The organism is Bradyrhizobium sp., from assembly GCF_047605465.1.
Taxonomy (GTDB): Bacteria; Pseudomonadota; Alphaproteobacteria; order Rhizobiales; family Xanthobacteraceae; genus Bradyrhizobium.
In genome coordinates, this window is sequence record NZ_JASGFS010000002.1 from 374184 (window position 1) to 398017 (window position 23834).

The following is a 23834-nucleotide window of genomic DNA, read 5'->3' on the forward strand; positions in this document are numbered from 1 at the left end:
ACCGCCTCTGGCCCTAAAAAAGCAACAACCCCGGGGGGAAGCATGAGCCAGACCACCTATGCCGGCAACGCCAAGTCGGACATCGAGACCTCGACCATCCGCGCCATTTCCTGGCGCCTGATTCCCTTCCTGGTCCTGGCCTACTTCTTCTCCTATCTCGACCGCGTCAATCTCGGCTTCGCCGCGCTGACCATGAACGCCGAGCTGAAGTTCACGCCGCTGATCTTCTCCTGGGGCGCCGGCATCTTCTTCATTGGCTATTTCATCTTCGAGGTGCCGAGCAATCTGGCGCTGGAGAAGTTCGGCGCCAGCCGCTGGATCGCCCGCATCATGGTGACCTGGGGCATCATCTCGGCGCTGATGGCGCTCGTGAGCGGGGAGACGAGCTTCTACGTGCTGCGCTTCCTGCTGGGCATCGCCGAAGCCGGCTTCTTCCCCGGCATCATCCTCTATCTCACCTACTGGTATCCGGCCGAGTACCGCGCCCGCTTCCTCGCCGCCTTCGCCATCGCCGTGCCGGTCTCGACCGTCATCGGCGCGCCGATCTCCGGCCTGCTGCTCGGGCTGGACGGCGTGATGGGCCTGAAGGGCTGGCAGTGGCTGTTCATCCTCGAGGGCATCCCGTCGGTGCTGCTCGGCATCGTCACCTGGTTCTACCTGACCGATCGGCCGGAAAAGGCGGATTGGCTGACGGCCGAGCAGAAGGCCTGGCTCAAGACCAAGCTCGATTCCGAAATTGCGGCCAAGCAGGCGGTGAAGCATCTCTCGCTCGGTGAAGCCCTGTCCTCGCCGAAGGTGATCACGCTGAGCCTGATCTATTTCGGCTTCGTCGCCGCACTCTACGGCATGCAGTTCTGGCTGCCGCAGATCGTCAAGGCGTTCGGCCTCACCAATGCGCAGACCGGCTTCGTCACCGCGATCCCGTACCTGTTCGGCACCATCGCGATGATCCTGTGGGCCCGGCGGTCGGATGCCAAGCGCGAGCGGGTGTTCCATGTCGGCGCACCGATGATCCTGATCGCGATCGCGCTCGCGATCTCCAGCTACATCACCGATCCCACCATCACGATGGTGGTGCTGACGGTGGCCGCAATCGGCGTTTTCTGTGTCTTCGGCGTGTTCTGGACCCTGCCGACCGCCTGGCTCTCCGGCACCGCCGCGGCCGGCGCCATCGCGCTGATCAATTCGATCGGCAACCTCGCGGGCTTCGGTGGACCCTATCTGATCGGCTGGGTGAAGGAGGCGACGGGCCAGACCTCGACCGGCCTACTTGTGCTTGCGATCCTGCCGTTCCTCGCCGGCATCCTGGTCTTCATCGGCGGCCATGAGACCAGGCACGAGTTCGTCGAACAGCGGCGATGAGAAAGTCGCTCGCGTAGCCCGGTCGCGTAGCCCGGACCCCGGACGGAGCAAAGCGAACTCTCCGTTTACTCGCCCGAACTCAGAGGCCCCGGATTGTGCTGCGTGCATCCGGGGCGAGTCTGTATGTGCCGAGTTTACTGACCACGCTCGTTGAGCTTACCCAAATACCGCCTCATCGGCATTGCTAATCCTTACCGCCCCTTAACGATCACGCTTTCCTGATGACTGACGATTATTGACTTTTATCAGTGATTATTCGACACTCGTCTCAATTGAGATGCAGGAGTGTCCTTCGATGTTCGTCCGGATGGTATTGTCGAGCTATTCCAGGCTGCTGGCAGGTGCATCGCTGGCCCTGATGGCTGTCGCGCTGGCAGGGTGCAACGATACGGTTGCCGAGAAGGCCGAGCCGCCGCGGCCGGTCCTGGTCGCAACCGCCCATTATGATGCGGAGACACCCGAGCGCAGCTTCGTGGGTACGGTCAGGCCCCGGATCGAGAGCGATCTCGGCTTCCGCGTCGCCGGCAAGGTCGCAAAGCGCCTGGTCGAGGTCGGCCAGACCGTTGAAGTCGGTCAGCCGCTCGCCACCCTCGACGAAATCGATCTGAAGCTGCAGGCCGAGCAGGCCGTCGCCGAGCAGACCGCCGCGACCGGCGTGCTGGCCCAGGCCGCGGCCGCCGAACAGCGTGCCAAGGATCTGAAGGCCAAGGGCTGGACCACCGACGCCCAACTCGACCAGAGCCGCGCATCCGCCGACGAGGCCCGTGCGCGCCTCGACCGCGCCGTCCGCTCGGTCGAACTGACCAAGAATTCCCTTTCCTACGCGACGCTTCTTGCCGACGCCCGCGGCGTCGTCACGGCAACGCTGATCGAGCCCGGCCAGGTGGTTGCCGCGGGCCAGGCTTCGATCCGCGTCGCCCGCTTTGCCGAGAAGGAAGCGGTCGTCGCGATCCCTGAGACGCTGGTCGGACGCGCCAAGTCGGGCGCCGCCAGCGTCACTCTTTGGTCGGAGCCCAACAAGAAATACGCCGCCAAGCTGCGGGAGATCGCGCCGGCCGCCGATCCCGCCACGCGCACCTATCTGGCGAAGTTCTCGCTGCCCGAGGCCGACGACAAGGTCGCGCTCGGCATGACTGCGACGCTCACGCTGTCGGACGCCGCGACCGAGCGTGTCGCACGGCTGCCGCTCTCGGCGCTGTTCAACGAAGGCGGCAAGCCGTCCTTCTACGTGGTCGACGACAACGGCGCGGTCACGCTGAAGCCGGTCGCGGTCAAGGCCTACGAGAGCAACGACGTCGTCATCACCGGCGGCGTGGCGGAGGGCGCCAAGATCGTTGCCCTCGGCGTGCAGAAGCTCGATCCCAGCCAGAAGGTGCGGATCGTTTCGTCGCTGTCCTTCTAGTCCCGACGTTTGAGATTACGAGTTCCTCGTTGCGAGGTGAGTTTCGGCCCGAGCGCGAATGCGAAGGCTGAAGCGGCGAAGCGATCCAGAACCTGCCCAGCCCCCTGGATTGCTTCGCTGCCTCGCGACGACGGGTTGAACCGGTGGCTGCCGCCTAGCAATTGGATCGTCCTACGGAGAGTGCGATGAAGCGCTTCAACCTTTCGGCCTGGGCCGTCAGCCATCCGACGCTGGTTCTGTTCCTGATGATCGTGCTCGGCGCCGCCGGCTTCTTCTCCTATGAGAAGCTCGGCCGGGCCGAGGATCCGTTCTTCACGGTGAAGGTCGTCAACGTCTCGGTGATGTGGCCGGGCGCGACCGCGCAGGAGATGCAGACCCAGGTCGCCGATCCCATCGAGAAGAAGCTCCAGGAGCTGCCCTATTTCGAGAAGGTGCAGACCTACTCCAAGCCCGCCTTCACGGCGCTGCAGGTGACCTTCCGCGATTCCACGCCGCCGAAGGACGTGCCCTATCTCTTCTATCTCCTGCGCAAGAAGCTCGCCGACGTGCAGGGCCAATTGCCGGCCGGAATTCTCGGGCCCGTCGTCAATGACGAGTTCTCCGACGTCGATTCCATTCTCTACATGATGACCGGCGACGGCGCCGACTATGCGCAGCTCAAGAAGGTTTCGGAAGGCTTCCGCCAGCGCCTCCTGAAGGTGCCGGGCGTGACCAAGGTCGACGTCTACGGCACCCAGGACGAGCGAATCTTCGTCGAGTTCAGCCACGCCAAGCTCGCGACCCTCGGCATCACGCCGCAGGCTCTGTTCGATTCCCTCGCCAAGCAGAACAACGTGACGCCCGCCGGCACGGTGGAGACCTCGTCGCAGCGCGTGCCGCTGCGTGTCACCGGTGCGCTCGACGGTGCCAAGGCGGTCGCCGAGACGCCGGTCGAGAGCAACGGGCGCGTGTTCCGCCTGGGCGACATTGCCACGGTCACGCACGGCTATGTCGATCCGCCGAGCTTCATCGTGCGCCAGGAAGGCAAGCCCGCGATCGGTATCGGTGTCGTCACCGCCAAGGGCGCCAACATTCTCGAGCTCGGCAAGGACGTCGAGAAGGCGACCGCCGAATTCATGAAGGCTGTGCCGCAGGGCGTCGACGTCCGGCTCATCGCCGACCAGCCCAAGGTGGTCGAGCACGCCGTCGGCGAGTTCGTGCATTCCTTCATGGAAGCGCTCGTCATCGTGCTGTTCGTGTCGTTCCTGGCACTCGGCTGGCGCACCGGCATCGTGGTCGCTCTCTCGGTGCCGCTGGTGCTCGGCATCGTCTTCGTCGTCATGAACGCGATGTCGCTCGACCTGCATCGCATCACGCTGGGAGCGCTGATCATCGCGCTCGGCCTGCTGGTCGACGACGCCATCATCGCGGTCGAGATGATGGTGGTGAAGATGGAGCAGGGCTGGGACCGCATGCGAGCGGCGTCCTTTGCCTGGGAATCAACCGCGTTTCCGATGCTCACGGGAACGCTGGTCACGGCCGCTGGCTTCCTCCCCATCGGCTTTGCCAATTCCGCAGTCGGCGAATATGCCGGCAGCATCTTCTGGATCGTGGCGATCGCGCTGGTCGCCTCCTGGTTCGTGGCGGTGATCTTCACGCCCTATATCGGCGTCAAGCTGCTGCCCGAGATGAAGGCGCATCACAACCACGATCCGCATGCGGTGTACGAGACCCGGATGTATCGCGGCCTGCGCGCCATCGTGCAGTGGTGCGTCAATCACCGCATCACGGTGGTTGTCGCGACCGTCGGCGTGTTCATCGCCTCGATCGTCGGTTTCGGCCATGTGCAGCAGCAATTCTTCCCGCTGTCGGAACGTCCCGAGCTGTTCCTCCAGCTTCGCCTGCCCGAAGGCACGGCCTTCAACGTAACGGAGAAGGCGGTCAAGAAGGCCGAGACGCTGCTGAAGGACGACAAGGATATCGAGACCTATACATCCTATGTCGGGCAGGGCTCGCCGCGGTTCTGGCTTGGGCTGAACCCGCAGCTTCCGAACGAGGCCTTCGCCGAGATCGTCATCGTCGCCAAGGGCGTCGAGGCGCGCGAGCGCGTCAAGGCCAAGATCGAGGGCGCGGTCGCCGACGGCATGCTGACCGAGGCGCGCGTGCGCGTCGACCGCTTCAACTTCGGTCCGCCGGTCGGCTTCCCCGTCCAGTTCCGCGTCATCGGTCCCGATGCCAACAAAGTGCGCGAGATCGCCTATCAGGTCCGCGACGTCATGCGCGAGAACAAGAACGTCAAGGACGTCCAACTCGACTGGAACGAGCAGTCGCCCTACCTGAAGCTCGTCGTCGACCAGGACCGGGCGCGTGCCATGGGCCTGACCCCGCAGGACGTTTCACAGGCCCTCGCGATGCTGATCTCGGGTGCGCAGGTGACGACGGTGCGCGACGGCATCGAGAAGGTCGGCGTGGTTGCCCGTGCGATCCCGTCCGAACGCCTCGACCTCGGCGGTGTCGGCGACCTGACCATCACCTCGCGCAACGGCGTCGCTGTGCCGCTGCAGCAGATCGCCAAGATCGAATATGCCCACGAGGAGCCGATCCTGTGGCGGCGCAACCGCGACATGGCGATCACCGTGCGCTCCGACGTCGTCGATGGCGTGCAAGCGCCTGACGTCACTAACCAGATCTCGCCGAAGCTGAAGGCAATCACGGACCACCTCGAGCCGGCCTATCGCATCGAGCCTGGCGGGGCGTTCGAGGAATCCGCCAAGGGCAATGCCTCGATCTTCATCCTCTTCCCGGTGATGGTCATGGTGATGCTGACGCTGCTCATGATCCAGCTCCAGAGCTTTTCGCGCCTGTTCCTGGTGTTCCTGACGGCGCCGCTCGGCATCGTCGGCGCGTCCTTCGGGCTCAACGTCGCCAATGCCCCGTTCGGCTTCGTGGCGCTGCTCGGCCTGATCGCGCTCGCCGGCATGATCATGCGCAACACGGTCATCCTGGTTGACCAGATCGAGACCGACGTTTCGCACGGTCTCACCCGACGCGAGGCGATCGTGGAGGCAACCGTCCGGCGCGCCCGTCCGGTCGTGCTGACGGCGCTCGCTGCCATCCTCGCCATGATCCCGCTGTCCCGTTCAGCGTTCTGGGGCCCGATGGCGATCACCATCATGGGCGGATTGTTCGTTGCAACCTTCCTCACCCTCCTGTACCTGCCGGGCCTCTACGCCCTCTGGTTCAGGAAGAGCCTGGACGAGGCCGGTCCGGCCGAGCGACCTGCCGCGCCGCAGCATGGGAGCGATGACCAGCACGCAATTCCGCTTGCTGAAGCGGCTGAATAAATGAAGAGTGCTGATTGACGAGTCCTGACAGATGACACTTGTAGCGGAACATATCGAAGGCGACACCCGGGATCGTATCCTGGAGGTGGCCGAGCGGCTGTTTCGCCAGATCGGGTATCAGAAGACCACGGTCGGGGACATCGCCAAGGAGCTCAGGATGAGCCCCGCCAATGTCTATCGCTTCTTCGAATCGAAGAAGGCGATCCATCAGGCGGTGGCGCGGGGCTTGATGGGCGAGGTCGAGCTCGAGGCCCAGCGCATCGTCGCCCGGCCGGGTCCGGTGCTGGAGCGCTTCCGCGAACTGCTCACCACCATCCACCGCATGAACACCGAACGCTATGTCGGCGATTCAAAGCTGCACGAGATGGTCGAGATCGCGATGCAGGAGGACTGGGACGTCTGCGTCGTCCACATGGAGCTGATCACGACGACGATCGGCCAGATGATCGCGCAAGGCGCCGCTTCGGGTGAATTCGAGGCGCCGGACCTGCAACTGGCCTCGCTCTGCGCCTGCACCGCGATGATGCGCTTCTTCCACCCCCAGATGATCGCCCAGTGCGCCGCCAAGCCGGGTCCCACCATCGACCAGATGATCGATTTCGTGATCGCCGGTCTGTCGCCGCGCCACTGACGGGCCGAGGAATTTCTCCTATAAGCACAATTGCTGCCTCAGGCTGACCGGTTGTCGGTAGGCAAGGACGGTTCAACAAACTCCGTCATTGTGAGCGCAGCGAAGCTATCCAGTCTGGGAGACCCTCAGCCTGAAGAGTGCTCCCTTCGCGCGCGTCTCGAAGGGCGGGGCCACCAGCGCGGCCTTCATCCTTCGAGACGCGCGTTCCGCGCTCCTCAGGATGAGAGCGGGGCGCTCTGGATTGCTTCGCTGCGCACGCAATGACCAGAAGGAACAGCGCGTGACAGACAAAGACCTGCACTTCTACGAACCGTCCAAGGGCCACGGCCTCAAGCATGATCCATTCAATGCCATCATCGCGCCGCGGCCGATCGGCTGGATCTCGTCCCGCGACGCCAGGGGCCACGTCAACCTCGCGCCCTACAGCTTCTTCAACGCCTTCGCCTACGTGCCTCCGATCATCGGCTTCTCCTCCATCAACTGGAAGGACTCGGTCGAGAACATCCAGCAGACCGGCGAGTTCGTCTGGAATCTCGCCACGATGGATCTGGCCAAGCACATGAACGCGACTGCGGCGCAGGTCGCTCCCGAGGTCGACGAGTTCAAGCTCGCGGGCCTCACCGCGGTCCCGGGCAAGCTCGTCAACGTGCCGCGGGTCGGCGAAAGCCCGGTCGCCTTCGAGTGCAAGGTATCCGACATCGTCCGCCTCAAGGGCGCCGACGGCAGGCAGGCCGATGCCTGGCTGACGCTCGGCGAAGTCGTGGCCGTTCATATCGACAAGGCGATGATCAAGGACGGCGTCTACCAGACCGCAGCCGCCCATCCGATCGTTCGCGCCGGCCGCCGCGGCGATTATTTCGAGATCAAGCCGGAAAACATGTTCGAGATGAACCGGCCGGGCTGATCCGGTTCGGGCCCTCCACACGTCATGCGGGGACGCGCCGTCAGGGCGCTGACGGCATCCATGTGTCCGCGGATACACGGATACCAGGTTCGGCTTTCGCGCCTCGTCCGCAAGTATGACGTCGGCGACATTCAGTCCCATTTCCCCTCCCGGAACTGCTCCCGCACCCCGGCCGTTATGGTCCGGGGGTCGTCCGGCCGCGTCAATTCGCTTCTTTTTGCGGGCGAAGTCTTCACTTCTACCGGCCACTTTCCGCTAAAATGCCGACAACCGCGCCGATGCATGAGGTTTGCCATGAGCTTCCGCCGCGACACCATCACCAAGCCGATCTTTTCCTGGGCGCGCGGCGTGCTGCCGTCGATGTCCGACACCGAGCGCGAGGCGCTGGAAGCCGGTGACGTCTGGTGGGACGCCGATCTCTTCACCGGCAACCCGGATTGGTCGAAGCTGCTGAAGGTGCCGCAGGCGCGCTTGACCGACGAGGAGCAGGCCTTCCTCAACGGTCCGGTCGACCAACTCTGCGCCATGCTCGACGAGTGGAAGATATTTTGGGAATGGCGCGATCTGCCGCAGGACGTCTGGGCCTTCATCAAGCGCGAAAGATTCTTCGGCATGATCATTCCGAAGGAGTTCGGCGGACTCGGCTTCTCGCCCTATGCGCATTCGGAAGTGGTGCGCAAGATCTCGACGCGCTCGATCGCCGCCGCCGTGACGGTAATGGTGCCGAACTCGCTCGGGCCGGGCGAGCTTCTGATGCGCTTCGGCACGAAAGAGCAGCAGGAGCGCTGGCTGCCGAGGCTGGCCGACGGCCGCGACATTCCCTGCTTCGGTCTGACCAGCCCCGAGGCCGGCTCCGACGCCGCCTCGATGGTCGACACCGGCATCATCTGCAAGGGTATCTTCGAAGGCCGCGAGGTCGTCGGCCTCAAGCTCAACTGGCACAAGCGCTACATCACGCTCGGTCCCGTCGCCACGCTGCTCGGTCTCGCCTTCAAGGCCTATGATCCCGATCACCTCGTCGGTCAGCAGGAGGAGCTCGGCATCACCGTCGCGTTGATTCCGACCAATCTTCCCGGTGTCGAGATCGGTCATCGGCATCTGCCGTCGATGCAGGTTTTCCAGAACGGCCCGAACTGGGGCCGCGACGTCTTCATTCCGCTGGATTACGTCATCGGCGGCAAGGAGCGGCTCGGGCAGGGCTGGAAGATGCTGATGACGGCGCTCGCCGCCGGCCGCGGCATCTCGCTGCCCTCGCTGTCGGCCGCGGGCGCGGCCTTCGCCGCGCGCACCACCGGTGCCTATGCGCGTATCCGCGAACAGTTCGGCATCTCCATTTCCAGGTTCGAGGGCGTCGAGGAGCCGCTCGCGCGCATCGTCGCGACCGCCTATCAGCTCGACGCGGCGCGGCGGCTGACCTGCGCGGCGCTGAACGCCGGCGTTCATCCCGCCGTCATCTCCGGTATCATGAAGCTGCACGCGACCGAGCGGATGCGTATCGCGGTCGACGACGCCATGGACATCCATGGCGGCAAGGCCGTGATCGACGGTCCGCAGAACTATATCGGCAACCTGCATCGCGCCGTGCCCGTCGGCATCACGGTCGAGGGCGCCAACATCCTGACCCGCAACCTCATCGTGTTCGGGCAGGGCGCCATCCGCGCGCATCCCTATCTCCTCGACGAGATGAACGCACTCGCCGACACCGACCGCGAGCGCGGTCTGACCGCGTTCGACGGCGCGTTCTGGAAGCATGTCGGCCATAGCTTCAAGACGTTGTTCCGTGCGCTGGGCCGGAGCTGGACTTTCGGCGCCTTCGCGCCGGCGCCGGATGCCGGCGAGGCGACGGAGTTCTACCGCCAGCTCTCGCGCTATTCCGCCGCGTTCGCGCTGTGCGCCGACATGGCGCTGCTCACGCTCGGCGGCGCGCTCAAGCGCAAGGAGATGCTGTCGGCGCGTTTCGGCGACATCCTGTCCGAACTGTATCTGCTCTCGGCGGCGCTGAAGCGCTGGCAGGACGAAGGCCGACAGAAGGAGGACTTCGCGGCGCTGGAATGGTGCATGGCGACCGGCTTCCGGACGATCGAGAACCGGCTCGCCGAAATTCTCGCCAACCTGCCGAACCGCTTCGTCGCCGCCGTCCTGAAACTCGTGGTCCAGCCCTTCGGTGCGCGCGTGCTGGGCCCGAGCGACCGCGTCGTGCATCAGTGCGCGGGTCTCGTGCTGGAGCCGTCCGCGGCGCGCGACCGCCTCACGCCGGATCTCGCCCATGTCGACGACGACAGCGGATTTGCCCGCCTGGAGCGCGCGTTCGCGCTGGTCGCCGGCACCGATGCGATCGCCAGGCGCATGCGCGCCGCGCATGTCCGCGACTGGAAGGATGCCGTCGGCAAGGGCGTGATCACGCAGGCCGAGGGCGAACGGCTTGCCGCGGCCCGCGAAGCCGTCACAAAAGTGATAGAGGTCGACGATTTTGCGCCGGAGGCGCTGTCGCCGATTTACAAGAAAAGCGGCGACGTGCATCAGTTCTTCCAGGAACTCGGTGAGCAGAGGGCGGCGAGCTGATGGCACGACCGGTTTTCATCGTCGACGGCAGCCGGACGCCTTTTCTCAAGGCGCGCTCGGGGCCTGGTCCGTTCACGCCGGTCGACCTCGCCGTGCAATGCGGCCGGCCGCTGCTGGCGCGCCAGCCGTTCGCGCCCGATGATTTCGACCAGGTCATCCTCGGCTGCGTCAACGTCATCGCGGACGAGATGAATCCGGCCCGCGTCGCGGCGTTGCGGCTCGGCATGGGCGAGGACATGGTCGCCTTCACCGTGCAGATCAATTGCGGCTCCGGCATGCAGTCGATAGACACGGCCTATCGCTACATCCGCGAGGGCCATGCCGACATGATCCTCGCAGGCGGCACCGAGGCGCTGAGCCACGCGCCGCTGGTGTGGCCGAACGCCGGCGTGCGCTGGTTCGCCGGCCTTGCCACCGCCAAGGGCGCCGCCGCGAAGCTGGCTGCCGCCTTCAAATTGCGCCCGGGCTATCTCAAGCCGATCATCGGGCTGGAGCGCGGGCTCACCGATCCCATCACCGATCTGAACATGGGCCAGACCGCCGAGGTCGTCGGCCATCTCTTCGGCATCACGCGCGAACAGTCCGACGCCTATGCCGCCGAGAGCCATCGCCGGCTCGCGCGTGCCCAGGCCGAAGGGTTTCTCAAGGGCGAGGTCGAGACCGCCTTTTCCCGTGACGGCAAGTTCTTCGATCATGACGACGGGGTGCGCCCGGACTCATCGACGGAGACGCTTGCGAAGCTGAGGCCGGTGTTCGAGCGTCCCTGGGGCCAGGTCACCGCGGGCAATTCCTCGCAGATCACCGACGGCGCCTCGTGGGTGATCCTCGCCTCCGACGAGGCGGTCGCCAAGCACAAGCTGACACCGAAGGCCGTCATCGTCGACAGCAACTGGGCCGCGCTCGATCCGAGCATCATGGGGCTTGGTCCGGTGATGTCCGCAACGCCGCTGCTCCAGCGCAACGACCTCACCATCCAGGACGTCGAGACCTGGGAATTGAACGAGGCCTTCGCGACGCAGGTGCTTGGTTGCCTTGCGGCCTGGAACGACGAGAAATTCTGCCGCGAGATCCTCCGCCTCGACGGCGCGGCCGGCGAGATCGACCGCGAGAAACTCAATGTCGATGGCGGCGCCATCTCGCTCGGCCATCCCGTCGGCACCTCCGGCAACCGGATCGTGCTGCATCTCGTCAATGCGATGAAGCGGCTCGGCACGCGGCGCGGGGTCGCGACCGAATGCATCGGCGGCGGGCTCGGCGGCGCCATGCTGATCGAGGCGGTGTGACCATGGATTCGAAGATCATGACCGCGCTGGGCGACCGCGTCCTGGCGCTCGGGCCTCAACCCGCAAGCGATGGTCCGTACAAGAACTTCAAGCTGACGCGTGACGCCGACGGTGTGGCGTGGCTCCTGTTCGACCGCGCCGGTGCCAGCGCCAACACGCTGTCCTCGGACGTGATGGAGGAGTTCGACACGGTGCTCGCCGCGATCGAGACCGAGCGTCCGGCCGGGCTCGTGATCCGCTCGGCCAAGCCGTCGGGCTTCATTGCGGGCGCCGACGTCAACGAATTCCGCGGCGTCAGCGATCCCGAGATGGTGGAGACGCGCATCCGCGCCGCGCATGCGGTGGTCGACCATCTGGAGGCGCTGAAGCTGCCGACGGTCGCGGTCATCCACGGCTTCTGCCTCGGCGGCGGCCTCGAGGTCGCGCTCGCCTGCCAGTCGCGCATCGCCATCGAAGGCGCGCGCTTCGGCTTCCCCGAGGTGATGCTTGGGCTTCACCCGGGCCTCGGCGGCACCGCCCGTTTTACCGCGCTGGTCAATCCGACCCAGTCGATGGCGTTGATGCTGACCGGCCGCACCATCGATGCACGCCGGGCCAAATCACTCGGCCTCGTCGACACGGTGACGCAGGAGCGGCACGTCCGCAACGCGGTAAAGGATGCGCTGTTCGGCCGGTTGAAGCGGGCACGTCCGGGGTTGCTCACCCGTGCTGCCGGTTTCGGGCCCGTGCGCGGCCTGCTGGCCAGGCGCATGCGGTCGGAGGCGGCGAAGGCGGCGCCGCGCGAGCACTATCCGGCGCCCTATGCGCTGATCGATCTCTGGGAAGCCCACGGCGGCAGCAAGTCCGCGATGCTGAAGGCCGAGCAGGCCTCGTTCGCCAGATTGATGGTGACGCCGACCGCGCAGAACCTGATCCGCGTGTTCTTCCTGCGCGAGCAGATGAAGAAGGCGGCGGGCTCCGGCAACGCGATCAAGCACGTCCACGTCATCGGCGCCGGCGCCATGGGCGGCGACATCGCCGCATGGTGCGCGGGGCAGGGGTTGCGGGTGTCGCTCGCCGACATGAAGGCGGAGCCGATCGCGGGGGCCGTGAAGCGCGCCGCCGAGCTCTACCGCAAGATCATTCGCAAGCCGACCGATGTACGCGACGCGCTCGATCGCCTCATCCCCGACATGGATGGGGAGGGCGTCCGCAATGCCGATCTCCTCATCGAGGCCGTACCGGAGAAGCTGGAGCTGAAGCAGAAGGTCTATGCCGGCCTGGAGCCGCGGATGAAGCCGGGCGCGATTCTGTCGACCAACACCTCGAGCATCCCGCTGCAGGATCTGCGCAGCGGTCTGGCGCGGCCGGAGCAGCTGGTCGGCCTGCATTTCTTCAACCCGGTGTCGCGGCTGCAACTGGTCGAGGTCGTCAGCCATGACGGCAACAACCCGCAAGTGCTGAAAGAGGCGCTGGCCTTCGTCGGTGCGATCGACCGCCTGCCGCTGTCGGTGAAAAGCTCGCCCGGCTTCCTCGTCAACCGAGCGCTGACGCCGTACATGCTGGAAGCGATGGTGATGCTGGACGAGAAGACGGACCAGCGCCTGATCGACGCCGCGGCCGAACAGTTCGGCATGCCGATGGGACCGATCGAGCTGGCCGACCAGGTCGGGCTCGACATCTGTATCGATGTCGGCGACATGCTGCGCACGAAGTTCGGCGATCTGCTGCCGCCGACGCCGGCGTGGCTGCGCGAGAAGGTTGCCAAGGGCGAGCTCGGCCGCAAATCCGGCAAGGGCTTCTACGTCTGGAAGGACGGCAAGGCCGAAAAGGCGCCGCTTCCCGAGACCGGGCCACGTGTCACCGACCAGATGATCGATCGCCTCGTGCTGCCGATGTCCAACGTCTGCGTGGCTGCTCTTCGCGAGGGGATCGTCGACGATCCGGACGCGGTCGATGGCGCCATGATCTTCGGCACCGGCTATGCGCCGTTCCGCGGCGGGCCCCTGAACTACGCGCGCACGCGCGGCGTGGAGAATGTCGTGTCCACGATGCGCGGGCTTGCCGAAAGGTTTGGGGCGCGTTTCGCCCCCGATCCGGGCTGGGACAATTTCAAGTGAGAGCCGCATGAGCGAACAGGCCGCCCCCGGACCGAACGGGGATCTCTGCATCCGGACGCTGGCGATGCCCGCCGACACCAATGCCAATGGCGACATCTTCGGCGGCTGGCTGCTCAGCCAGATGGACGTCGGCGGCGGCGTGTTCGCCTCGAAGGTCGCGAGATCGCGCACGGTCACCGTTGCGATCGAGGCGATGAACTTCCGCAAGGCGGTCTATGTCGGCGATCTCGTCTCCGTCTATGCCAATCTCGTCCGCGTCGGGCGCACTTCGCTGACGGTGCATCTCGAAGCCTGGGCGCTGCGGCGACGGGAGCTTTCGCCGATCCTGGTGACGGACGGAAACTTCACCTACGTCTCGATCGACGACGAGGGGCGTCCGCAGGCGATCCAGAAAGTCGATCCGCCGATCGCGACATGATCTCCCGCGCCGCCAAATCTCATCTCAACTCTCATCTCACGAAGACGTGCGGCACGCCAAACGAGGCGCGACTGAGTCAACGCGTCGCGTCTTCGCCAAGAACCAGTCATAAAACGGATGAGGTCTCAGCGTACTCAATTGCCTGTCGATTCGGGGTGGAAACCGGCCGATTTGCCTGAGGAACCTTCGGGCAAAGATGCCGTTATCTGCCCGCACTGAGGAATCAACGGGCATGCCGGACAGCTACATCATCGAAGTTAATTCGCAGACCGCGGGCATCGTGGTCCGCTCTCCGGGAGGCTACTGCTTCTTCGCCTCGTCCCACCGCTTCCATCGTCTCGAAGGACAGCTTTTTCGCAACGCCCGCGAAGCCGAGCGCGCTGCACGCAAGCTGGTTAACGGCGATGTGAAGGAGGCGGCGTAGTCGTCCCATCGGTCATTCCGGACCACGCCCAGCGCGAGGTCGGAATCTTTTGCCGCCCGATCTTCGTTCTTCCCGTATGAGCGAAGGTGGCCGAGGCCGCCTGCGGCAGCCGTTTCGAAACAAATGCCGAAGCAACGCCCACCCTCTCCCCGTCAGGGGGGAGGTTAACGATCGTTACAACTTCGTTGCGGCGCGCGACAGGAGCTTCCACTCGTCGCCCTGTTTCTGCCAGTTCATCAGGATGTGAAGATTGGTCGGCACTTTCTTCCCATCGGCCGCCATCTCCTGTTCGGCGATCCAGTGGAAGCGCACGATCGCCGCGGGACCGACGACCTTGATGGTTGGGTCCTGGTATTCGATCGACAGGAATTTCGATTTGCCGTCGGTGGCGTTGGCGATGAAAGTCGCCTTGTCCTCGACCTTGCCGTTGGAATGGCTGTAGCTGAGATCGTCCCAGCAGAGCGCGCCGAGCGCCTTGGGATCGGCGGCGATCTGGGCGAGACGGAAGGCCTCGACCTTCTTCGCGACGGCGTCCTCGTCGGCCGAGGCAGCCTGTGCAGCGCCGGGCGTCAGAGCAAGCGCGGAGGCAGCCAGGGTCGAAAGCGCAAGGCCCGAGATCGATAGTTCGCGCCGGTTGATGGTCATCGTTTCCTCCCTTTTTGGTCTTGCGGCGAGTGTTGCAGCCACGCCGGATCTTGTCGAGTGGCGCCCGGCCCGCCGCCGCGTTGCATTGCGCAAATCAGGACGTATTGATACGTCTCGCGCATCGATGCGCCGCGGGCGAGGAGAGTAGGGAAATGATGCAGGCAGGTGGCAAGGCATTGCTGTTCGACATCGACGGCACGCTCGCCAACACTGATCCGCTGCACCTGAAGGCGTTCAACCAGGTGCTCGGGCCGCGCGGACATGTCTTCGACCATGCCCGGTTCTCGAAGGAGCTTCAGGGCTTCTCCAACGCCTCGATCGGTGAGCGCTTCCTCGGTGGTGAGGCGCTCGATCGGCGCGCGCAGATTCTCGGCGAGAAGGAGGAGGTCTTCCGTACGCTCGTCGCGGGGCAGATCGAACCGCTACCGGGCCTGATGGCGCTGCTCGACCGCGCGGATGACGCCGGCATTCCCATGGTCGCGGTTACCAACGCGCCACGTCTGAACGCCGAGCTGCTGCTGTCCGGTCTCGGCATCACGCGCCGCTTCAAGGCGATCGTGATCGGAGACGAGCTGCCGCACGGCAAGCCGCATCCGCTGCCTTATCAGGAGGGACTGCGTTTCGCCGGCGCCGGCGCGCAGGCTGCGATCGCATTCGAGGATTCCCGCTCCGGCGTGCAATCGGCGACTGCGGCCGGCATTCCGACCATCGGCATCCGGACGAGCCTCAGCCATGCTGACCTTGTTGCCGCAGGCGCAATCGCATCCGCGAGCGCCTTTGACGATCCGGATTTGCTTGCGCGCCTCGCCGCCGCCATGACGTGGTGAGCGGGCGTCCGTTAACCGTGATCGCGTCTCGCATTGACCGATCGCGCGAACCGCCGCACCATGCATCGCTCTGACTTGAGGCTCCTGCCGTGACCGGACTGACCCATCGCCAAGCCGAAATCCTCAACATCGCGCGCGCCTCCGGCCGCGTCATGGTCGAGGAGCTGGCGCGACGCTTCGAGGTCTCCGCGCAGACCATCCGCAAGGATCTCAACGATCTCTGCGAGCGCCGTTCGCTGACCCGCATCCATGGCGGCGCCATCATCGCCTCCGGCGTCGAGAATCTCGCTTATGAGGCACGTCGTTTCGTCGCCGCCGACGAGAAGAAGGCGATCGGTGCGGCGGCCGCCTCCCTGATTCCGAACGGCTGTTCGCTGTTCATCAACATCGGTACGACGACGGAGGAGGTGGCGAGCGCGCTGACCTCGCATGAGGATCTCCTCGTCATCACCAACAACCTGAACGTCGCCATGCTGCTCTACCGTCATCCGCGTATCGAGGTGGTGGTGGCGGGCGGCACGGTGAGACGGGCTGACGGCGGTGTGGTCGGGTCGACCGCGACGCAGCTCATCGGCCAGTTCAAGGTCGATTATGCCATCATCGGCGCATCCGCGATCGACGAAGAGGGCGCACTGCTCGACTTCGACTATCGCGAGGTGCAGGTCGCGCAGGCCATCATCGCCAATGCCCGCAGCGTCATGCTGGTGGCCGACTCCACCAAGCTTCGGCGCAGCGCGCCGGTCCGGATCGCGCACATCACCCAGATCCAGACCTTCGTGACCGACCAGGAGCTGCCCGAGCGCCTCGCCACCATCTGCCACGGCAAGGGCATCGAGGTGGTGGAGGCGATGCCGAAGGGCGCGGGGGACGTCGAGGAGTCCCAGGCCGATGCGCAGGACGCGGTGCCCGAAGCCGCGCCGGTGGTCAGGCTTCGATAGCGCTGCATTTGCCCTCCCGCTTTCGAGGCGGGTTACCGCAAGTGATCGTTGCGATGCCGCCGAACGCGGTGGCCTGTATGGTTCGAGCCCCACCTGCACGGGCTATCACCATGAGGGTCTGTCATCTTGCCGCGGGACGCGACCTCATCCTGAGGGCCCGCCGCAGGCGGGCGTCTCGAAGGATGGCTGCAGGCTCCCATACCTCTCATGCTCGCAAAGTCCTGACCTTCAGGCGCGGCGGGAAAGCTCCTGCCTATTCCTTCGCCTCCCTGCCCACAGAAAAAGTTCCGTTTTCGCTTCCTTTCGCCTCTCTTTCATCTTGCTTTCGTTTTTCGGTGTGATCTAATCAAAAGCGAAAGTAGCCGCTCGCTGAACGGGCGGTCGCCGGGGGATGCGTCTTTTGGAGCGTGTTTTCGACCTCGCCATCATCGGAGGCGGTGTTAACGGTTGCGGCATCGCGCGCGACGCCGTGGGCCGGGGCAATTCCGTTTTCTTGTGTGAAATGAACGATTTGGCGAGCGGGACATCGTCCTGGTCGACGAAGCTCGTGCATGGTGGCCTGCGCTATCTCGAATATTACGAGTTTCGCCTCGTCCGCGAGGCCCTGATCGAGCGCGAGATTCTCTGGGGCATCGCGCCCCACATCATCCGCCCCTTGCGTTTCGTTTTGCCGCATCACGCCGGCCTGCGCCCCGCCTGGCTCCTGCGTCTCGGCCTCTTCCTTTACGATCACATCGGCGGCCGTCACCTGTTGCCGGCGACTCGTTCGGTCGATCTCAGGCGCGACGAAGTCGGGCGCCCGCTGATCCCGAACCGCTACACGCGTGCGTTCGAATATTCGGACTGCTTCGTCGATGACGCCCGCCTCGTCGTGCTCAATGCGCGCGATGCCGCCGACAAGGGCGCGGAGATCCGCACCCGCACCCGCGCGACCGAGATCCATCAGGCCGACGGCATCTGGACCGTCAGCATGGTCGACACGCTGACCGGCGCGCGCTCGTCCATCCAGGCCCGCGCGCTGGTCAACGCCGGTGGTCCCTGGGTCGAGGACGTGCTGGGCCGCGGCGCCGGCGTCAACGCCAAGGCCAAGGTGCGCCTGGTGCAGGGCTCGCACATCGTCGTGAAAAAGCTCTACGATCACGATCGCGCCTACATGTTCCAGAACGCGGACGGTCGTATCATCTTCGTCATTCCCTACCAGGATGACTTCACGCTGATCGGCACCACCGATCGCGACTATGACGGCGACCCGTCCAAGGTGAAGGCAACGGCCGAGGAGATCCAGTATCTGTGCGCCGCGGCGAGCGAATATCTGGCCAAGCCGGTTACGCCCGAGGAGGTCGTCTGGACCTATTCCGGCGTGCGTCCGCTCTATGACGACGGCGCCAGCGAAGCCAAGGCGGCGACACGCGACTACGTGTTCGAGCTCGATATGCCCGGTGGCGTGCCGCTGCTCTCGATCTACGGCGGCAAGATCACGACCTACCGCCGCCTTGCGGAAGAGGCGCTTGAGCGGCTCGCGCCCTATCTCCGCAGTGCGAAAGCGCGCGAGGGCTGGACCGGCAAATGGCCGCTGCCGGGCGGTGACATGAGCGTGTCCGATGTCGACGGCCTGATCGCCGAGCTGCAGCGCGGCTATCCCTTCCTCAGCCACGAGCATGCGCGGCGTCTCGCACGTGCCTATGGCACCCGCGCCCTCAAGCTGCTGGGCGATGCGAAATCGGCGGCCGATCTCGGCCAGGCCTTCGGCGCAACACTGACGGAACGGGAGGTCCGCTACCTCATGGCCAATGAATGGGCCGTCACGGCGGAGGACATCGTCTGGCGCCGTTCCAAGCTCGGCCTGCGACTATCTGCCGACGCGATCGCCGCCCTCGATGACTGGATCAGGACCCATGGTGTGCAGCAAAGTTCCCTGCTGGAAGCAGGAGGACGCTCATGACCGTGACGCTTGATCACGTGACCCGGACTGTCGATGGGATTCCGCACATCCGCGACGTCTCGTTGACGCTGCAGAGCGGCACGCTCAACGTGCTGCTCGGACCGACCTTGTCGGGCAAGACCTCGATCATGCGACTCCTCGCCGGGCTCGACAGGCCGACATCGGGCAAGGTGCTGGTCAACGGCAAGGACGTCACCGGCGCCGACGTGCGCCAGCGCTCCGTCGCGATGGTCTACCAGCAGTTCATCAACTATCCGTCGCTGACGGTGTACGAGAACATCGCTTCGCCGCTGCGCGTGCAGGGCAAGCCACGTGAGGAAATCGAGAAGCGCGTGGCCGAGGCCGCCAGGCTGCTGCGGCTCGAGCCGTTCCTGAAGCGCACGCCGCTCCAGTTGTCGGGCGGCCAGCAGCAGCGCACCGCGATCGCGCGTGCGCTGGTGAAGGGCGCGGATCTCGTGCTGCTCGACGAGCCGCTCGCCAATCTCGACTACAAGCTTCGCGAAGAGCTGCGCGCGGAGCTCCCTCGCATCTTCGAGGCCTCCGGCGCGATCTTCGTCTATGCCACGACCGAGCCGACCGAGGCGCTCCTGCTCGGCGGCAACACGGTCTGCATGTGGGAGGGCAAGGCGCTTCAGATCGGCGAGACCTCCAACGTCTACCGCCGTCCGGAGACGCTGCGCGTCGCGCAGGTGTTCTCCGACCCGCCGCTCAACCTCGTCGGTATCGAGAAGAAGAACGGGCAGGTCGCCTATGCCGGCGGCACGGTGTCGCCGGCCTCCGGCCTCTACGCTTCGCTGGCCGACGGGACCTACCGCGTCGGCTTCCGCGCGCACCAGCTCGGACTGGCCAACGGCGAGGCCGATCGGCATGCCTTCCACGCCACGGTGACGGTGACCGAGATCACCGGTTCGGAGAGTTTCGTGCATCTGACCCGCGATGGATCGAACTGGGTTGCGGTCTTGCACGGCGTGCACGAGTTCGAGCCCGGACAGACCATCGACGCCGTTCTCGATCCCAACGACGTCTTCGTCTTCGACGCGGCCGACCGTTTGGTCGCCGCACCTGGTCCCATAGCGTTTTCAGGCGAAGTGCCCGGCACCTCGCGTCACGAAAACGCGTCAAAGAACAATAGCTGAGGGGGATGCGACATGGCCCGCATTGACCTCGTCGATCTCGCCCATTCCTACGGCGGCAACGACGCGCCGCCGGAGAGCTTTGCGCTGAAGCCGGTGACGATGACCTGGCGGCAGGGCGGCGCCTATGCGCTGCTCGGGCCGTCCGGCTGCGGCAAGACCACGCTGCTCAACGTCATCTCCGGCATCATCACGCCGTCGCGCGGAAAGATCCTGTTCGACGGCCAGGACATCACGCCGCTGTCGACCCAGAAGCGCAACATCGCGCAGGTGTTCCAGTTTCCGGTGATCTACGACACCATGACGGTGGGACAGAACCTGGCGTTTCCGCTGAAGAATCGCGGCGTGCCGAAGGCCGAGATCGACAAGCGCGTCGCCGAGATCGGCCGCCTGCTCGACCTCGAACCCTATCTGAACCGCAAGGCGACGCGGCTCACGGCGGATGCCAAGCAGAAGATATCGCTCGGCCGCGGCCTCGTGCGCTCCGACGTCGCCGCCGTGCTGTTCGACGAACCGTTGACCGTGATCGATCCCGAGCTGAAGTGGCAGCTCCGTTCCAAGTTGAAGGCGCTGCATCGCGAACTCGATCTCACGATGATCTATGTCACCCACGACCAGACCGAGGCGCTGACCTTCGCCGATACCGTGGTCGTCATGCATGACGGCCGCGTGGTGCAGAGCGGCACGCCGGCCGAGCTGTTCGACAAGCCGGCGCATACCTTCGTCGGATATTTCATCGGCTCGCCCGGCATGAACATCCTGCCGGCCGAGGTGAGGGGACGCGAGGCGCGGATCGACGGCCACGTCATCGCACTTGATCGCAGCTACGACAAGCTGCCCGCGGGTGCCAAGATCGAGATCGGCGTGCGCCCCGAATTCGTGGAGGTGGTCGCATCCGCGCCGGGACTGCTCAGCGCGAAGATCGAGCGGATCGACGATCTCGGCCGCATCCGTTTTGCCCGTGCGCGCCTCGGTGACGCAAAGCTCGCGGCGCGTGCGCCGGCCGGCTTCACCTCGTCCGACGGCTCGGTCGGCTTGAGATTCGATCCGTCGCACGTCCACGTCTATGCCGACAGCCTTCTGGTGGAGGGGGCCGCCTGATGGACAAGACAGTCAACCAAAAAGCCTGGTTCCTGGTGCTGCCGGTGTTCCTCGTCGTCGCCTTCTCGGCGGTGCTGCCGCTGATGACGGTGGTGAACTATTCGATGCAGGACACGTTCGGCAACAACCAGTTCTTCTGGAACGGCGTCGGCTGGTTCAAGGAGCTGCTCGATCCCTCGACCGATCTCGGCAGCCGCTTCCTCGCCTCGCTCGGCCGCAACCTGTTCTTCTCGCTGGTGATCCTTGCGATCGAGGTGCCGCTCGGCATCGTCGTCGCGCTGTCGATGCCGCGCCAGGGCTGGACCGTCGCGGCGTGCCTCGTCACCCTCGCTCTGCCGCTGCTGATTCCGTGGAACGTCGTCGGCACGATCTGGCAGATCTTCGGCCGGCCGGATATCGGCCTGCTCGGCTATGTGCTCAACGCCATCGGGCTCGACTACAACTACGTTTCGAACGACATCGACGCCTGGGTCACCGTCATCGTGATGGACGTGTGGCACTGGACCAGCCTCGTCGCGCTGCTGTGCTATGCCGGCCTGAAGTCGATCCCCGAGGCCTATTACCAGGCGGCGCAGATCGACGGCGCCTCGCGCTGGGCGGTGTTCAAGGCGATCCAGCTGCCGAAGATGAACCGCGTGCTGCTGATCGCCGTGCTGCTGCGCTTCATGGACAGTTTCATGATCTACACCGAGCCGTTCGTGGTGACCGGCGGCGGGCCGGGCAACTCGACGACCTTCGTGTCGATCGAGCTCGTCAAGATCGCGCTCGGCCAGTTCGACCTCGGCAAGGCCGCGGCGCTGTCACTGGTCTACAATCTGATCATCCTGATCGTGTGCTGGATCTTCTATACCGTCATGACCAATGCAGGCGTCGAACGTAAGGTGCAGGCGGAGGAGAAGCCGGAGACGGCGCGCAAGCCGGCCGGCGCGCCTCAGCCCGCGACCGCGCTCAAGCCGAAGGAAGGAGTGGCCTGATGCACTCGATCCCCGGCCGCCGCCTCATCATGGCGCTGTTCCTGATCTTCCTGCTGTTGCCGATCTACTGGCTCGTCAACATGAGCTTCAAGACCAACGCCGAAATCGTCTCGACGATGACGCTGTGGCCGCACAACCCGACGCTCCAGCACTACCGCCGCATCTTCACCGACGAGAGCTGGTATTCCGGTTACATTAACTCGCTGGAATACGTCGTCCTCAACACCATCATCTCGATCTCGGTGGCACTGCCGGCGGCCTACGCATTCTCGCGCTACCGCTTCCTGGGCGACAAGCACCTGTTCTTCTGGCTGCTGTCGAACCGCATGGCGCCGGCCGCGGTCTATGCGCTGCCGTTCTTCAACCTCTATTCGGCGATCGGGCTGTTCGACACCCCCTGGGCCGTCGCGCTCGCGCACTGCATCTTCAACGTTCCGCTGGCGGTGTGGATCCTCGAGGGTTTCGTGTCGGGTGTGCCGCGCGAGATCGACGAGACCGCCTTCCTCGACGGCTATTCCTTCCCGCGCTTCTTCATCAAGATCCTGGTGCCCCTGATCGCGAGCGGCATCGGCGTCGCCGCCTTCTTCTGCTTCATGTTTTCATGGGTCGAGCTGCTGCTGGCGCGGACGCTGACGTCGGTCGCGGCCAAGCCGATCGCCGCCGTCATGACGCGCACGGTCTCGGCGGCGGGCATGGATTGGGGGCTTCTGGCGGCCGCCGGCGTGCTCACCATCATTCCGGGCGCGCTGGTGATCTGGTTCGTCCGCAACTACATCGCGCGCGGCTTTGCGCTCGGCCGGGTGTGAGGGGAGAGGACAATGGAATCCATCGCATGGATGGCCTGGACGCTGCCGACCGCGATCTTCTTCGCGGCGATCGCCTGCACGCTGGCGATCATGACATGGCTCGCGGCGGCCTATCCCGAGGCCGAGCGTGTTGGAATCCTGCGCATCCCGACCACGCGCGGAGATCGCCTGTTCGTTTCGCTGATCCTCGCCGCGGTCATTCACCTGGCCTGGATCGGCATCGTAGGTACCGACCCGATCGCCTCGTTGCCGATCGGGGAAGATGGATTCGAGATATCGAGCCTGTGGCTCGCAACTGTGATTTCGCTTGTCTCAGCCGTGGTGATCTTTCGCACCGTCTGAGGCAGGTGAAAACGAGCAGATCCGGGATCTAACCCGGACCTGGTTTAGTTTGTTGCTGCAACCGGAGGAAATTACATGCGTCACTTGAGTACGAGGAAGGACCGTCTACTGACGATGACCAGTGCCGTCGCGCTGGTCGCGGCTTCGATGACGCTCGCCGCACCCGCGCGCGCGGACGAAGCTGCCGCCAAGAAGTGGATCGACAGCGAATTCCAGCCGTCGACCCTGTCGAAAGACGACCAGCTGAAGGAAATGCAGTGGTTCATCAAGGCCGCTCAACCCTTCAAGGGCATGGAGATCAACGTCGTCTCGGAGACGCTCACCACTCACGAGTACGAGTCCCGCACGCTCGCCAAGGCGTTCGAGGAAATCACCGGCATCAAGGTCAAGCACGACATCATCCAGGAAGGTGACGTCGTCGAGAAGATCCAGACCCAGATGCAGTCCGGCAAGAACGTCTATGACGGCTGGATCAACGACTCCGACTTCATCGGAACGCACTTCCGCTACGGCCAGGCCGTCGACCTGACGGAATGGATGAAGGGCGAAGCCAAGGACGTCACCAACCCCGGGCTCGACGTCGACGACTTCATCGGCAAGTCGTTCACCACGGCGCCGAACGGTCACCTCTATCAGCTCCCGGACCAGCAGTTCGCGAACCTCTACTGGTTCCGCTACGACTGGTTCACCAATCCGGACTACAAGGCCAAGTTCAAGG

Annotated in this window: 20 protein-coding genes; 19 read left to right on the forward strand and 1 reads right to left on the reverse strand. The window is 64.9% G+C overall.

Going from position 1 to position 23834, the window contains the following annotated elements:
- The first annotated feature begins 42 nt into the window (after positions 1 to 42).
- The 10 genes from QM712_RS03605 (at position 43) to QM712_RS03650 (ending at position 14408) form a co-directional block, all read left to right on the forward strand.
- Positions 43 to 1362, forward strand: a complete 1320-nt coding sequence (locus QM712_RS03605) for an MFS transporter (protein ID WP_415021667.1) — start codon at positions 43 to 45, stop codon at positions 1360 to 1362.
- A 295-nt stretch (positions 1363 to 1657) separates the two neighbouring features.
- Positions 1658 to 2764 (forward strand): efflux RND transporter periplasmic adaptor subunit, encoded by a 1107-nt coding sequence (locus tag QM712_RS03610; RefSeq protein WP_415021668.1) that lies wholly within the window; start codon positions 1658 to 1660, stop codon positions 2762 to 2764.
- 185 nt (positions 2765 to 2949) lie between these two features.
- Positions 2950 to 6087, forward strand: coding sequence for an efflux RND transporter permease subunit (locus QM712_RS03615; protein WP_415021669.1), 3138 nt, complete (start codon positions 2950 to 2952; stop codon positions 6085 to 6087).
- 31 nt (positions 6088 to 6118) lie between these two features.
- A complete protein-coding gene (locus QM712_RS03620; RefSeq protein ID WP_415021670.1) occupies positions 6119 to 6718 on the forward strand; it encodes a TetR/AcrR family transcriptional regulator in 600 nt (199 codons plus the stop codon).
- Positions 6719 to 6998: 280 nt separating this feature from the next.
- Positions 6999 to 7622 (forward strand): flavin reductase family protein, encoded by a 624-nt coding sequence (locus tag QM712_RS03625; RefSeq protein WP_415021671.1) that lies wholly within the window; start codon positions 6999 to 7001, stop codon positions 7620 to 7622.
- Between the two features lie 294 nt (positions 7623 to 7916).
- Positions 7917 to 10184 carry an acyl-CoA dehydrogenase gene (locus tag QM712_RS03630; protein WP_415021672.1) on the forward strand — a complete coding sequence of 756 codons (2268 nt, stop codon included), beginning with the start codon at positions 7917 to 7919 and terminating at the stop codon, positions 10182 to 10184.
- On the forward strand, positions 10184 to 11467 hold the full coding sequence (locus QM712_RS03635; protein WP_415021673.1) for an acetyl-CoA C-acetyltransferase: 1284 nt from the start codon (positions 10184 to 10186) through the stop codon (positions 11465 to 11467). Before QM712_RS03630 ends, QM712_RS03635 begins: the two co-directional genes overlap by 1 nt.
- A gap of 2 nt (positions 11468 to 11469) precedes the next feature.
- Positions 11470 to 13566: a 3-hydroxyacyl-CoA dehydrogenase NAD-binding domain-containing protein gene (locus tag QM712_RS03640; protein ID WP_415021674.1), complete on the forward strand. Its 2097-nt coding sequence runs from the start codon at positions 11470 to 11472 to the stop codon at positions 13564 to 13566.
- A 7-nt stretch (positions 13567 to 13573) separates the two neighbouring features.
- Positions 13574 to 13984: an acyl-CoA thioesterase gene (locus tag QM712_RS03645; RefSeq protein ID WP_415021675.1), complete on the forward strand. Its 411-nt coding sequence runs from the start codon at positions 13574 to 13576 to the stop codon at positions 13982 to 13984.
- 232 nt (positions 13985 to 14216) lie between these two features.
- A complete protein-coding gene (locus tag QM712_RS03650; protein ID WP_415021676.1) occupies positions 14217 to 14408 on the forward strand; it encodes a hypothetical protein in 192 nt (63 codons plus the stop codon).
- 174 nt (positions 14409 to 14582) lie between these two features.
- Here QM712_RS03650 and QM712_RS03655 read toward each other — a convergent pair whose 3' ends face one another.
- Positions 14583 to 15053, reverse strand: coding sequence for a nuclear transport factor 2 family protein (locus QM712_RS03655; protein ID WP_415021677.1), 471 nt, complete (start codon positions 15051 to 15053; stop codon positions 14583 to 14585).
- 152 nt (positions 15054 to 15205) lie between these two features.
- Here QM712_RS03655 and QM712_RS03660 point away from each other — a divergent pair, with 152 nt between their 5' ends.
- The 9 genes from QM712_RS03660 to QM712_RS03700 all read left to right on the forward strand — a co-directional run.
- Positions 15206 to 15880, forward strand: coding sequence for an HAD family hydrolase (locus tag QM712_RS03660; protein WP_415021678.1), 675 nt, complete (start codon positions 15206 to 15208; stop codon positions 15878 to 15880).
- A gap of 89 nt (positions 15881 to 15969) precedes the next feature.
- Positions 15970 to 16818, forward strand: a complete 849-nt coding sequence (locus QM712_RS03665) for a DeoR/GlpR family DNA-binding transcription regulator (RefSeq protein ID WP_415021679.1) — start codon at positions 15970 to 15972, stop codon at positions 16816 to 16818.
- A gap of 391 nt (positions 16819 to 17209) precedes the next feature.
- Positions 17210 to 18760, forward strand: coding sequence for a glycerol-3-phosphate dehydrogenase (gene glpD / locus QM712_RS03670; protein WP_415021680.1), 1551 nt, complete (start codon positions 17210 to 17212; stop codon positions 18758 to 18760).
- Entirely contained in the window at positions 18757 to 19896 is a 1140-nt protein-coding gene (locus QM712_RS03675) for an ABC transporter ATP-binding protein (protein ID WP_415021681.1), read from the forward strand. Before glpD ends, QM712_RS03675 begins: the two co-directional genes overlap by 4 nt.
- A 12-nt stretch (positions 19897 to 19908) precedes the next feature.
- Positions 19909 to 20994: an ABC transporter ATP-binding protein gene (locus QM712_RS03680; protein WP_415021682.1), complete on the forward strand. Its 1086-nt coding sequence runs from the start codon at positions 19909 to 19911 to the stop codon at positions 20992 to 20994.
- On the forward strand, positions 20994 to 21968 hold the full coding sequence (locus QM712_RS03685; RefSeq protein ID WP_415021683.1) for a carbohydrate ABC transporter permease: 975 nt from the start codon (positions 20994 to 20996) through the stop codon (positions 21966 to 21968). Before QM712_RS03680 ends, QM712_RS03685 begins: the two co-directional genes overlap by 1 nt.
- Positions 21968 to 22774 (forward strand): carbohydrate ABC transporter permease, encoded by an 807-nt coding sequence (locus QM712_RS03690; protein WP_415021684.1) that lies wholly within the window; start codon positions 21968 to 21970, stop codon positions 22772 to 22774. The genes QM712_RS03685 and QM712_RS03690 overlap by 1 nt, the downstream gene beginning before the upstream one ends.
- Positions 22775 to 22786: 12 nt before the next feature.
- On the forward strand, positions 22787 to 23116 hold the full coding sequence (locus QM712_RS03695; RefSeq protein WP_415021685.1) for a DUF2160 domain-containing protein: 330 nt from the start codon (positions 22787 to 22789) through the stop codon (positions 23114 to 23116).
- Between the two features lie 75 nt (positions 23117 to 23191).
- A partial coding sequence (locus QM712_RS03700; RefSeq protein ID WP_415021686.1) for an extracellular solute-binding protein occupies positions 23192 to 23834 on the forward strand: 643 nt, incomplete at its 3' end.